This window comes from Desulfosoma sp. (genome assembly GCF_052743555.1).
The window spans coordinates 23,092-36,677 of record NZ_JBRAHS010000005.1 but is presented as its reverse complement, the minus strand read 5'-3'; the positions used below and the strand labels follow the sequence as shown (position 1 = coordinate 36,677).

Below are 13,586 nucleotides of genomic sequence, written 5' to 3'. Positions count from 1 at the left end.
GCCACAGAGAAGGAGTAGGGCGGTGCAGGATTTTTTCCTTGCGGTCAACCAATGGATGAGCGAACCCGGCGCCGTCGCGCTGGTGGGATGCTTTCTGTGGGGGATGGTGTCAGTGGTGTTGAGTCCGTGCCACATGGCCTCCATTCCTTTGGTTGTCAGTTATGTGGCCGGCCAGCAGCGGGTTTTGGATCCCCGGGAAGCGGCCCGTTACGCTATCGCCTTCACGCTGGGATTGTTCACAACCATCGCCGTCATCGGCATCGCCTGTTCTCTTTTGGGCCGCATGTTGGGGGATGTGAGCCCCTACTGGACGGTCGTTGTGGGCCTGATCCTTGTGTGGTTGGCCCTGGACATGATGGGAGTGTCGGTTTGTTCTTTGTTCACAGCTAACTTGTCCAAGCTTCAGCTGCGCGGTTTGGGAGGAGCTCTGGTCTTGGGCCTGGCCTATGGGGTCCTCTCGGGGTCATGCACTTTTGGCTTCATCGCCCCGATTTTGGCGGTCATCACTGTCCAGAACCAGGTCCTCACAGGGATCGCCTCCATCGTGCTTTTCGCTGTTGGCCACTGTGTTCCCATCGCGGTGGCCGGAAGTTGCATGGCCTTGGTGCGAAAGGTCTTGGCCAACGGCGCTTTTCAGCAAGGGAGTCTATGGATTCGCAAGGTGGCTGGGGTCGCCGTCGGCCTTTTAGGGGTCTATTTTATCGTTCGGCCTTTTGTTTTCCTTTGAGTCAAAAAGCTCCAGAGGCCGCAGGGAGGCATTGTCCAATGCCTGGTGACTTTCCTTTCGCTCAACAACGCGCGAAATACCTTGCCTTTCTTGTGTTTTGGACCCTGGTTTCGGCTGCGGGGGTGCTCGGGCCGATCACGGGATGGTGCGCTCAGTTGTTCACCCTTCGGGACTGTGTTCGCACAGCTCTGGAAAAGAATCCGGAACTTCGAGCCCTGCGTTACGGCCATGATGCTGCGAAGGAAGAGAAAATCAAGGCAAGGGCTGGCTTTTTTCCCTCTCTGGACGTTCAAAGCCTCTACACGCGTTACGGAGAACCTCAGCGGGTGATCCCCGCCCACGCCAACAACGAGCCGGGAGTTTTCGATCGCGATCTTGTGGATACGGCGCTGATCGGCCGCCTCATTCTTTTCGAAGGGGGGCGTCGTCGAGCTGCTGTTCGTGTTGCGGAACTCAAAGCGGAGCAATCCCTCTGGGACCTGACCGCCTCCACCCACGATTTGGTCCTCAATGTGGCCTCGGTCTATTACAAAATCCTGCAGCTGGATCAAGTCCTTCGCGCCACGGAAGGGTCTCTGGACGCGCTTCGGGCCCATGAACAGCTGGCTCACCATGAGCTGGACGTGGGGCGAGCCGCTCCTGTGGATCTCATGAAAATCCAGGTAAGAGTCTCCAGCCTGACGCAAAAGCTTTCCTCACTTCAAGCCGATCGGCAGGTGTTGCTGGTTTTGCTTGAAAAACTTATGGGTATACATCCCGGCGAAGAGCCCTTTGCGGACATCTCGGGATCCCTGGAAAAACCAGCTGTGGCATGGATCTCTCAAGACCAAGCCCTTCAGGAAGCCATGAAAAATCGTCCGCACATCAAGGCGGCGCGAGCCGCTGTCCAGGCGGCTATGGAAAATGTTCGAGCCGCCCGCGCCGATCATTGGCCGCAGGTTTCGACCTTTGGCCGTTACGGCCTGCGCCACGGCGTGCCCTATGACGCCGACTCCTCTCTTCAGGGGTTGTCCCATGAAGACACGTGGGCGGCGGGGGTTCAGGTGGATGTGCCGCTGTTTCGAGCGGGAGCTGTTCGTGCGAACGTGCGCCAGGCGGCGTTCCTTGCAGAACAAGCACGAGAACAGCTTCGAGCTTCGGAACTGGCCGTGCGCCAAGATGTGGAACGCTCCCTGACGGCGCTCAAGGATGCCCTGGATCGCATTGAGGTGACGCAGTCGGCCATCGCCGTGGCTAAGGAAACCCTTCGCATCGAACAGGAAAAATATGCTGCAGGGAAAAACAGCATCAACGACGTCTTGGATGCTCAGGCCGCACTGTTGCAAGCCGAAGTGGAATACGCTCAGGCGGTGTCGGATGCGCAGATCGCCGTGCTGGAACGCGATCGGGCCATGGGGCTGGACTTGGCGCAACGCTTTCAGTAGCAGCAAAGAAGGACTGTCCAGAGGACGCGTCGGTACAAAATTTGCCCCCCTCGGAAGCCTGGGCGTCTCGCCTGGGGATTATGGGGATGAGAGCCTGGAGTTCCGGGCTTGGAAGCCTTGTGCCGAGCGCGAGGTCACGCTCCTTTCAAAAATAGCCTTTTCCGAGAAGCCCCCGGGATGTGATCTGTGCCATTTGTAGGAACGGCGCACACTGCCGGAAGCGTGTCCAATAATGGCATAACTCCGTCCTTGGGGCTCGATGGCTTAGGAGCAGCGCACGCCGCGACCCCAGGTCGCCACGGGTTCCATGAGACTCTGGTGAGATGTGGAGATCGCGCCTTGCGGCGCTCCTATAACATCGTGTAAAGGGTTTAAAAAAACACTCGCAGATGTACTTCGAGGGGTTCGAGAATGAGGTGGAAGGGTGTTTGGGCTGCGATCGCGAACTCGCGGTGACCATGCTTTTCGGCGGGACAGAGTTGCGGCCGCCTGCGAAATAGGGAGGGGACAGGCAGCTCTCAGACAAGAACGCAGAGGTGAAAGGCCAGCCACTTTGGGGAAATCAAAATGGAAAAACGCGGTTGGGTTTTGCGATGGGGAATGATAGGGGCGGCCGTGGTGATTGTTGTGGGTTTGGGCCTCGCCGCCCAGACGGCCAAGAAACGGCTGGCCTCGGCTCCCGTATGGCGCGAACGGCCCGCGCCCATGGAAACCGACGCCGTGCGCCAAGAAACACTTGCGGAAACCGTCCGATATCTGGCTCGCCTGGAACCAGCAACACAGGCGGCGGTCTCCGCGCGCCTGACCGCCCAAGTGGAAACCGTGCTGGTCAATGAAGGCGACAGCGTCGCCAAAGGAGACCTCTTGGCCACTTTGGACGATCGGGACCTCACAGCCGAAGTGGAGACTCTAAAGGCCAAGGTGGAAGCCCTTCGGGCAAAGCTGAATGCCGTCATGGCGTTAGAAGCCGCCGCGCGCAAGGACACGGAATACTATCGTTTGGAATGGGAACGGGACCAGGCGCTCTACAAAAAAAAGGGTATCAGCGCCTCGGCACTGGACACCTCCCGCAATCGCTTCAATGCCGCCCTAGGCCGCCGGCAATCCCTGGAAGCCGAGGTGCGCAGTGCCCAACGCGAGGTATTCGCGGCGCAGGCGCAGCTTCAAGAAGCCGAAACCCGGCTTTCCTACGCGCGCATCGAGGCCCCGTTTGATGGCGTCGTCCGCCGCCGTTTGGTGGATCCCGGAGATTTGGCAAAGGCCGGCATGCCGCTTTTGGAACTCATCGAATGCTCGAACGCCAAATTAGCCCTGGACGCGGTCCAGGAGGACCTGCCTGCGCTCCGGCCCAGCCAAAAGCTTCGCGTGCACTGGCCTGAAGGCCACGCCGGCCTGCCTTCAGAGATCCCCATTAGCCGCATCTTTCCTGCGTTGGAGACGGCCAAATCCGTGCGAGTGGAGGCGGATTTTCCATGGAGCTGTGACGCGCCGCTGCGGCCTGGGGCTTATGTGGCCGTGGAAGCCGTGCTTCGTGAAATGGAAGGATTGAGCGTGTCCCGCAAGGCGCTGGTTCTCGGACCCGACCGAGGTTATGAGGTTTATGTGGTTCGCGAAGGGCGGTTGAAGAAGGTGCCCGTCAAGGTCGTCTTGGCCGCTTCGGAACGCGTATTGGTACACGGCGACCTATCGGTTGGGGAAAGCACAGCCGTCGGTGAATACCTTAACTGGGTGCGTTGGCACGAGGGACTTTTGGTCAAAACGGAGGCCCGTCCATGAACCCTCACGGCTGGGCACTCAAAAATCCCTGGGCTGTTCTTGTGGGAAGTCTTATCGTGGCCGTGATGGGCCTCAAAGCCTTTATGACCATGCCGGTGGAATATTTTCCGGACACCAATCCCCCGCAGGCGGCCGTGATTATTGTCCAGCCGGGAGCGGCCGCCGTCGACGTGAATCGGCGCATCACGGAAGTTGTGGAAAAGGAACTGTCCAGCCTTTCGGGATTGACCAAATTGTCGTCCACATCCCGCGACGAAGTCGCTTCCATCAATGTCCAGTTCGGATACGAAAAACCCATCGGGGAGGCCGTCACAGACATCCAAAACGCCTTGAGCCGCATTCGAGCCGATTTGCCGGAGGATATTCTTGAGCCGCGCATTTATCGCATTACGGATGCCACACGGCCGGTGATCACTTTATCGGTGCGGCCCAAGCCCGATGCGCACCTTTCCCTCGCGCAAGTCCGCCTTCTTGTGGATAACGACATTAAGGACGAACTCCTGCGGCTGCCAAATGTGGCTGATGTGGACACTTTCGGCGGCCACAAACTCCAGGTCAACGTGTGGTTGGATCGAGACCGACTGGAAGCCTACGGGTTGACGCCTCAAGATGTGGTGACGGCCGTTTCGGAATATAACATCACAGCACCCGCCGGATTCATGGAAAGTGCCCGGTCGGAACGGCTGGTCAAGACCGTGGGTGAATTTCAAGACCTTTTGGATGTGGAAAACGTGGTGGTGAAACAAAGCCGGGACGCCTACGTGCGCCTCCAAGATGTGGCCCGCGTTGAACTGGGCACTGAGGACCTTCGGAGCCTTTATCACGGCAATGGGAAAGAAGCCATCGGCGTCAATGTGCTTCGCGCCGAGGGCGGTGACGTTATGGGCGCCATTCACGCGGTCAAAAAGGCGCTGCCGACTTTGGAGAAAAAGTATCCACAGCTGGACTTTGACATCACCAACGATCAGGAACCCCTGATTGAACGCAACACCAGCGGCATGCGATCGTCCCTTTACATGTCAATCATGCTCACCGTAGTCATCATTTTCCTTTTCCTGGCGGATCTGTCCACATCCGCCATCTCCTTAGTCAGCATTCCTTTGTCTTTCCTCTTTGCCCTGTCGCTTTTGGGACTCACAGGTCATACCCTCAACGTGGTCACCCTTTCCGGCCTGATTATCGCCACGGGGATGGTCGTGGATGCCACGGTGGTCGTTGTGGAAAACATTCATCGCCATCAGCAGTTGTGTCCTGAGGAGCCAATCCGGTGTGTGGAAGGTGCCGTGGGAGAAATCCTTTTGTCCATCACGGCGGGACTACTCACCACTGTGGTCATGCTGGTGCCCATCATGTTTGCGGGAGGCTACGTCCAGCAGGTGATGCGGCGTTTTACCCTGACCCTTTGCTACGCCCTCGTGGGCTCGCTTCTAGTGGCCGTCTTTGTGGTGCCTCCAGTGGCTTTGCGGCTCCTACGACATCCTTCCGGCCGTCCTCAAAGGTCCAGAAACTTTCTAGAACGCATGGCCATCCCCTTCAACCGCGGCGTGGAAAAACTCGCCAACCTCTACGTGGTTACGGTTCGGCAGGCTTTGCGAAGACGGTGGCTGTTCGTAGGATTCGCCGTGGCTGCTTTTCTCCTGACCATGCGCCTCGTTCCGCCACTCATCGGACGCGATCTGATGCCGCCCATGGATTCTGGATTCGTCAACGTGGATTTTGAATTGCCCCCGTCGGCATCGGTGCGTCGGGTGGAGGAAGTTCTCAGAAGTGTGGAAGACATCATCCAAAAAGAACCCAGTGTTCGCATGATCTCTTCCGTCGTCGGGTCCGAACCGGGGGAGGTTTCCTTTGGCGCTGGTGCGCAAACCGCCCAAAAGGTGAGCATGATTGTGACCTTGACCACCCGCGACCAAAGGGATCGAACCATTTGGGAGATTCAAGATGCATGGCGAAAGGAAATCGCCGAGATTCCGGGGCTTCGGTCGCTGCAGATCTATGAATACGGAGCCACGGTCATGAGCACGTCTCGGGCGCCGGTGGATCTGGTGATTATGGGAGGGCACTCGCCGTCAATCCTGTGGCACAGTGCTGGGGAGTTGCGGCGTCGACTAGAGGGCATTTCCGGACTTTCCGACGTGGTGCCCGGCTGGTGGCCGGACAAGGAAGAGGTTCGCGTGGAGGTGGATCCCCGCATCGCTCGAGTCTATGGAACCACGCCCGGCCAGGTGGCGCGATGGATTCGCCTCGCCGTGGGCGGCATGCCCGCCAGCGAACTTCGGCTTCATGGCTTTCTCGATGTGCCTATCCGAGTGGCCTACGACGATCTCTGGGTGGAGGACCCCCACAAACTTGAAAGTCTTCCCATTCCGACCCCCCTTGGATCTGTTCCCCTGCGCACCCTTGCTCGTGTGCATGAAGAGACCACCCAAACCTTGATCACCCGCGAAGATTTGACCAACACTCTGGATATCACGGCTTTTAACAGAGGGTGCCCATTGAGTCACGTGATGGCGCGGATTCAAGAGGCGGTTTCCGGCATGGCGCTTCCAGGAGATGTGCGCCTCAAAGTGAGCGGTACGGCGGCAGACATGCAGGAGAGTATGCAACGGGTGATGCAGGCGCTCATGCTGGGCTCGGCCCTCTTGGTCGTGCTTCTCATCGGCACTTTCCGTTCCTTTCTTTTACCCCTTCCCATCCTCGTGGCCATACCTTTGGCGGTGATCGGATCCATGTGGGGTTTGCTGCTGTTTGCCAAACCCATGTGCATGCCGGCTATGATGGGTATGGTCCTTCTTGCGGGGGTGGTGATCAACAATTCCATTTTTCTTATCGATTTTATTAGCCAGGGTCTTGCTCAGGGCATGGCGCGACAGGAAGCCATCGAAGAGGCGGTGCGGCTGCGGCTGCGCCCGGTGCTCATGACCACGGTGTCCACTATTGTGGGCATGTTACCCATGATTCTGGAAACGGCCGTGGGTTTGGAACGCATGTCTCCCTTGGCTACGGTCGCAGGCTTTGGGCTCCTTGTCGGTACGGTCATGACCTTGGTCATCACGCCCGTAACTTACAGTTTGCTGGATGATGCCGCTCGCTGGGTCAAGAAACTGTGGGGATAACTGGAGGAAGTCGGGAATGCCCGTTCTCAACATCACCTCGGAAGAGTATGTGGCCATGAAAGGGATCATCCTGGATGGCGACAAGGACGAGGCTTTTCGCCTCATCAAGGTTTTTCTCAGAAGAATCGAAGCCGACGAAAGAAAAGCCCTTAAGTCCCACTTGAATGGAGGCTAAGAGACCGTCCGACGGAAGGCCATTCCCTCGAAAGAACGGGCGCGTAAATTGAAATTCCAGGCGCAAGACTCCTCGAACACCATTTTGGACAGGCCTCCACGGCTTGCTTGGGCATAACGCCATGCGGCGTTTCAAGGAGCACGCTCGTGCCTTCTTCACGACAATCCACCGCCGCCGCAACGACGGCTCGCCATCCTTTGCAGCGACTCTTTGACGGCTGCACGGACTGCGATATCTGCCGGTTTCTCATGGACGAGAGTTGTCTTCTGTTTCCGGAGATGTACCGCCTTTACGACGAGGCCGTGGCCCAAAAGAGGTCTCCATCTCTGGAGGTTCTGAAGGACCTGGCAGATCGCTGCACCTTGTGCGGCTTGTGCCCATGCCCGGATGTTCGATCCAACGTGATTCTGGCCAAGGCCATGCGAACACAGCGCCAAGGCCTTGATCCGGGGGCTCGCCTCTTGTCGGATCTGCAGACGTTTGCGCGGCTGGGACAAAAAGTGCCTCGAGTCGCCAACGCTCTGTCGTCCGTGCCCGCCGTGCGCCACCTTTTGGAAAAGATATTTCAGCTGCATCCACAAAGGCAGCTGCCTCGACTGGCCAAGGAGGATTTTTTTTCATGGGCCGTTAAAGAAGGCCTTCAGCGCAAAGGCCCACCGCCACAAGGTGGAGTGCGCATCGCCTACTTCGTGGGCTGTACAGCCGCGTACCTTTTCCCGCAAGTGGCTCGAGCCGTGGTTCAGGTCTTTCGCGCCGCGGGGGCCCATATGGAGGTGCCTCCTCAGCAGTGCTGCGGCATGCCCACAGTGGTGGAAGGGGACATGGCCAGAAGCGTGGAACGGATCACCGCCAACATGAACACGCTGCTGCACGCGGTGAGTGAAGGTTACCATGTGGTGTGTTCCTGCCCCACATGCGGGTATTTCATGAGAAATCTTTTGAAGGAAAACGCGTGCCTGGCCACCGGCTGTCTGGAAACCGCCCTTGAGGCGGGCGTTGCAAAACGGGCCACGGCCGGGGTTCCATCGCATGAAGTGACGATCCCTTCCGGGCCGCCGAAAAGACCATCGGCACAGACGTACGGACCCAGTGCTTTGGCCGACGATGCTTTTTTGAACCTCAGCCCATCAAAACGCCTTCAGCTTTCTCAACACCTCTGGGACGTGGGGGAATACCTAGATCGATTGCGGCAGCAATACGGCTGGCGCCCTCGGTGGCATCCCTCGAAAGGCCGATGGGTTTACTATGCTCCATGCCATCAAAGGGAGCAGGGCTTTGGCACGCCGTATTTCGATCTGCTTCAAGAAATTCCCGGCTTGCAGCTGAAACGTGTGGGCAGTAGCACCGACTGTTGCGGCATGGGTGGAAGCTTGGGGTACAAAAAAGCTTTTCACGAAAAATCCCTGCAACTGGGCGCATCCCTCATGGAGAAGATCACAAAAGAAGATCCCCAAGCCATCGTCACGGATTGCCTGAGCTGTCGCCTGCAGTTCCAGTACGCTCTCGGCCTTCCTGTTTACCACCCCATTGAAGTCATGGGACAAGCCCTCGTCCCAGCGAGCTGAATCGGTCCGAGCCGTAATGCCGAACGGTGCGATTTCTCGTGAGACGACAAGCCTTTCCGAGAAGGGATTTTCCCCGGTTTCCGGTTCCAGTCTGTTGTCGAAACGCCGCATTATGCGATCACGGGTCGCGGTTTCTACCCCTTCCGCAAAAAGGATGTCCCTCAACGGGCCACCCCAGAGGGCCGCAAGCTCCGTGGAGAACGCATTTTGGGGGAAGCCGCCTGGAGGAGATCCGGCCGGCGGGACCGACTCCTCGCGCTTCACGAGTTGATGGGACCGGTTCATGTCGGTCCCGTGGCTGGCGGACTGTCAAAGGCCGTCCCTTTCAGAGCCAGCAACCCCTACTTTTTCGCTTCCAGGAAAAAGGTTCATCATGCTCGGTCTTGGATAACGTCTAGGCATGGAGTAAATTAATAAAAGCGTAGTTAGCAAGCATCGGGCCTCTAGCCTGTCATGGGGCTGAGAAAATGGGACGTGTCCAAGAGCTTTCTCTTAAGCCATCGGCCTTGGATACGACGCCACTGTTTTCGGAGGCTGCTTTTGCCGCTCAATGGCATCAACGCCTTGAGGAAGGGATCCGTCTGGGCGGGTTTAGGGCCTTGGCTTTGGGGGCCAGCGGGGGCTTGGACAGTGCGGTGTGCGCGGCCCTCAGCATGCCTGCGGCCCATTGTGCTGGCGTTCCGGTGCTGGCTGTACAAATGATCGATCGACGGGTTGCGGGCGAAAAGTACAATCCGGACCTGTATGAGCGCCTTGGCGCGGAATTGATCAGCGTGGACATTACGGCCGAAGTCCAGAGGCGAGAGCAGGCTCTTCGGCTTCCGCCCCATTGGTGGACGGTTTTCGGTCTGAATATTCTGGCACGCCTCGCTCCCATGCCCCTTCGATGGACGGTCGTCTGCCGCGCCAAACAATGGAACTCGAATGACTGGATCGGCCGACACTACCAACGACTTTTGGTGCCGCACCGGGTGCGCAAGGACATCCTTCAACGCATCGCCCGTGGTCGACAGGCCGCCGTCATCGTTTGCGCCAATCGAACGGAGCTGGAATTGGGATATTTCGTGGAAGGCGGTATCGACGATGCCACCTTCGGTCAATGGGCTCCCCTGGCTCAGCTCTACAAATTTCAGGTTCGTCGGTTAGGCGCTTTTCTTCGACTCCCTGTGTCGGTGTTGCAGCAAGCCCCTTCACCCGGCTTTGGGGGGGTGCGAGACGAAGATTTGTTGGGACCATATCCCTTGGTGGACCTGGCATTGATAGGCTTTCATAAGGGTCTGTCGGAATCTGCTCTACTTGGGGTCATGAGGGATTACGTGCGAGCGGTGGACAAGCGGAGGGCACGTCACTGGCGATCATTCATCCGGCCTGCCTACGTGCGATACCTGAGGTGTCTGTGGCAACTGAATGCCGGCAAACAGCCGGAGGAGAAACCACAGGTTTCATAGGAGCGTGTTCGAAAACTCAATTTTGACAATTGGCGCCCTTGCAATTTCAGTAAGTTGCAAGGCTCCATCGGCCCGAAATCGGCATTGTCGGACAGGCTTCATAGGCCCTTGACACTGCGGAGCGCAAAGACAAATCTTCGAGTCCTTGAAAGGCCGCCAGTGCAGATGCGGCCTCAGCGGTGTGGATCGATGATATGATGGTGGAGATACGGGGCATGGGTGGCTTTAAAGACAGACAACCTGATCAGGACGTTGGGGAGCCGGTCATGGGCTGGGTGTGTTCCGCAACGCCCGAAGAACTTCTTCTTGCCGCCGGCTTGCGGCCGATGAGGCTGTACGGGTTTGAGGCGCGCGGGGCACAGTCCGAAGCCATCATGCCCACGACCTTTTGTGCCTATGTCCACGGCGTGCTTCAGGCGGCTTTGGAGGACAGGTTTCGGCATCTGGCCGGGGTGGTCGTCGTGAACTCCTGTGATGCCATGCGCCGTCTTGCCGACGCTTGGGAACGCTTTGTCGGTACACCGCCTGTTTATCGCTTGGATTTTCCATTTCGATGTGATGAAACGGCGGAACGGCACTGGACAGGCGTTCTCAACCGCTTTGCAGCACATCTAGCATCTGTCACAGGGCGTTCCATCAGCCAGGTCGATCTGCAGGCCGCCATCGACCTCATGAATCAAACCCGCCGTACCATACAGGCTCTGGATCAGTTGCGGGCTTCAAAAAACCGACCCATCTCAGGCACCGACTTTGCCGATTGGGCCGCGAAAGCCTGCATGCAAGACAAGAAGCGGTTCTTATTGGAAAGTTCCTCTCTCTTGGAGCACGCTCGATCCAAAAATTTTTCCCATCAAAGCGGCCCGAGGATTGTGCTGGGCGGCTGTGCAGCCAACGCACGAACCTTGGTGGGGCTTGTGGAAAAAAGCGGTGCTTTGGTTGTGGGGGATGAGCTGTGCACGGGAGCCCGTCATTTCCACACGCTGGTGGATGAGTCCATGGATCCCATGCTGGCCGTTGCCCACCGTTACCTCAGGCGGCCCCCCTGTGCCCGCCGCGTGGACGGAGGGGACTACATCGGCCATGTGCTGGACTTAGTTCGAGAGGCTCGTGCCGACGGCGTGGTTTTTCAAACGCTTAAATTCTGCGATGCCATACGCTGGCGGGTTCCCCGGCTGGCGGACGCCTTGACACGCCAGGGCATTCCTTTTCTTCATGTGGAAAGAGACGGTTCGGCCGCGTCCTGGGGGCCGTTGGAAACCCGACTGGAGGCTTTCGTGGAAATGTTGCAGCTCCCCAGTGAGGTATCCACCCATGCCTAGATCTCAACAGCTATGGCGATCCATTCTGGCTCGTGGGCTTCTTTGCGTCGCAAGGCTCAGAGCCATGATGGGTCGTTCGGCCCTCGATGCACTCCATCTGGACACCTTGCACATGCTGGCCGACCTCTACGCGCGAAAAGCCCCGACGATTTTGGCTGGCTTTTTTTTCCCTGTGGAATTGTTGCAGGTCCACGGCGTGGCCCCCATGTATGGGGAATTCCTGGCGTCAGCCTTGGCTTCGACGGGCCTGGAAAAGGATGCCCTCAACCTGGCTGACGCCGTGGGTTATCCGGTGGAAAGCTGCGCGTTTCATCGCGCCGCTCTCGCAGCGTGTCTAAAGGGGTATTTGCCGCCGCTGGATGCCGTGGCCGCCACGACCCATTTGTGTGACAGCCAAAGCAAGGCCTTGGAAGAACTAGCTTCCTTTTTGAATATTCCTTTGATTTTTGTGGATGTGCCTCACGAATCTTCCCCGGAGGCCCATGCCTACGTGGCCCATCAGTTGGCGGAGGCGGACCTGGCCCTATCCAAGATCACCGGAAAGATGCCGACGCAAGAAGATTGGTTTCGCGTCTTTGAGGCCAGTAACCGTGCTAGGGAAAGGATGTGCCGCATTAATGCTTTGCGCGCTACGGCACCGGCCGGTGTGTGCGGTAAAGACGTGAGTACGGCTCTCATTCAAGCGCAGCTCATGTTCGGGCGTGAACAGTTGCCGGGACGCCTGGCCGCCCTGGAAGACGAACTGCGCCGCGCCCGCCTAGAGTCGGCTGCCGGCCGTGATGCGTTTCGTGTGGTTTGGCTTTTGACCTTTCCATATTTCAAGGGCAACTTTGTCCCTTACATGGAACGGACCTTAGGGATTTGGCCGGTGGTGGACGAGCTGACCTACGTGTCATGGGAACCTTTGAATCCCGAGCGGCCTTATGAGAGCTTGGCCACAAAGATTCTTCGCAATCCCGGCTTGGGGCCCGTGGAAAACCGCTTGCGCATGGTGGAAGCCTTGGTGCGCATGGCAAGGCCCGACGGCGTCGTGCATTTTTCCCACTGGGGCTGCCGTCAAGGCGTCGGCGGTGTACAACCGATCGCCCGTCTGCTGGAAGAATTGGGTATGCCGTTCCTGAGCCTGGATGGTGACAGCATTGACAGCCGCAGCTATGCAGAAGGACCGACACGCACACGGTTGGAGGGGTTTGTGGAAGTTTTGAGAACGCGCAAGGCGATGCTTCCAAAGAAACAGGCGGTTCGAGAAGGCCTCTTTGCAGGCATCGATATCGGGTCCCTGACGGCCAAAGCTGTGGTCGTGGACGGTCAGGGACGGGTGGTGGCCCATACGATTCGCTACACCGGTGCCAGCGCACGCCGAGCGGCGCAATCGCTGCAGGAGTTTTTGGATGAAGTCCGGGAGCAACACGGGCGCGTGCGGCGTTGCGTCGCCACGGGCTATGGGCGAAAGGTGGTGGATTTCGCCGATGAACAGATCACGGAGATCACGTGCCATGCCTGCGGCATGTGGCATCTTTACTCGGACGTGCGCACCCTTATCGACATCGGCGGGCAGGATACCAAAGCCATCGCCATCAACGAAAGAGGGGAGGTGGAAAATTTTCTCATGAACGACAAGTGCGCGGCGGGAACCGGGCGTTTTTTGGAACTTATGGCTCGAGCCCTGGAACTGGACGTGGAAGAGCTTGGCGACAAGGCGTCTCGAGCACGTCGGGCGGTTTCCATCAGTTCGGTGTGTTCGGTGTTTGCCGAAAGCGAGGTAGTCTCGCACATCGCCGACGGGTGCCCCGTGGAAGACATCTGCCGAGGCATCTGCGAAAGCATTGCGGATCGAACGGCCGCGCTCTTGAAAAAGGTGGGAAGCCGCCCCATGGTGGCCATGACCGGAGGAGTGGCCAAAAACATCGGTGTCGTCAAAGCCTTGGAGCGCCGCTTGAAACAGCCCATTTCCGTAGCTCCTGAACCCCAAATCATTGGCGCCCTTGGTGCGGCTCTTCTGGCCCGTCACGGCGCTTGACCCAGGAATGCCGGGT

The 13,586-nt window shown here is 58.2% G+C and carries 9 protein-coding genes; all 9 read left to right on the top strand.

From position 1 onward, the window contains the following. The first annotated feature begins 22 nt into the window (after positions 1–22). The 9 genes from ACUVSA_RS04330 (at position 23) to ACUVSA_RS04290 (ending at position 13,570) form a co-directional block, all read left to right on the top strand. On the top strand, positions 23–727 hold the full coding sequence (locus ACUVSA_RS04330; RefSeq protein ID WP_445891082.1) for a cytochrome c biogenesis CcdA family protein: 705 nt from the start codon (positions 23–25) through the stop codon (positions 725–727). A gap of 92 nt (positions 728–819) precedes the next feature. Then, entirely contained in the window at positions 820–2,151 is a 1,332-nt protein-coding gene (locus ACUVSA_RS04325) for a TolC family protein (RefSeq protein WP_445893918.1), read from the top strand. Positions 2,152–2,751: 600 nt separating this feature from the next. Then, positions 2,752–3,927 (top strand): efflux RND transporter periplasmic adaptor subunit, encoded by a 1,176-nt coding sequence (locus ACUVSA_RS04320; RefSeq protein ID WP_445893917.1) that lies wholly within the window; start codon positions 2,752–2,754, stop codon positions 3,925–3,927. After that, positions 3,924–7,043: an efflux RND transporter permease subunit gene (locus ACUVSA_RS04315; RefSeq protein ID WP_445893916.1), complete on the top strand. Its 3,120-nt coding sequence runs from the start codon at positions 3,924–3,926 to the stop codon at positions 7,041–7,043. The genes ACUVSA_RS04320 and ACUVSA_RS04315 overlap by 4 nt, the downstream gene beginning before the upstream one ends. A 16-nt stretch (positions 7,044–7,059) precedes the next feature. Beyond that, positions 7,060–7,218, top strand: a complete 159-nt coding sequence (locus ACUVSA_RS04310) for a hypothetical protein (RefSeq protein ID WP_445891086.1) — start codon at positions 7,060–7,062, stop codon at positions 7,216–7,218. 146 nt (positions 7,219–7,364) lie between these two features. Beyond that, positions 7,365–8,783: a heterodisulfide reductase-related iron-sulfur binding cluster gene (locus ACUVSA_RS04305; protein ID WP_445893915.1), complete on the top strand. Its 1,419-nt coding sequence runs from the start codon at positions 7,365–7,367 to the stop codon at positions 8,781–8,783. A 467-nt stretch (positions 8,784–9,250) separates the two neighbouring features. Beyond that, positions 9,251–10,231, top strand: a complete 981-nt coding sequence (locus ACUVSA_RS04300) for a hypothetical protein (RefSeq protein ID WP_445893914.1) — start codon at positions 9,251–9,253, stop codon at positions 10,229–10,231. A 194-nt stretch (positions 10,232–10,425) separates the two neighbouring features. After that, positions 10,426–11,550 carry a 2-hydroxyacyl-CoA dehydratase subunit D gene (locus ACUVSA_RS04295; protein ID WP_445893913.1) on the top strand — a complete coding sequence of 375 codons (1,125 nt, stop codon included), beginning with the start codon at positions 10,426–10,428 and terminating at the stop codon, positions 11,548–11,550. Between the two features lie 64 nt (positions 11,551–11,614). Then, positions 11,615–13,570 (top strand): acyl-CoA dehydratase activase, encoded by a 1,956-nt coding sequence (locus ACUVSA_RS04290; protein ID WP_445893912.1) that lies wholly within the window; start codon positions 11,615–11,617, stop codon positions 13,568–13,570. The last annotated feature ends 16 nt before the right edge of the window (positions 13,571–13,586 follow it).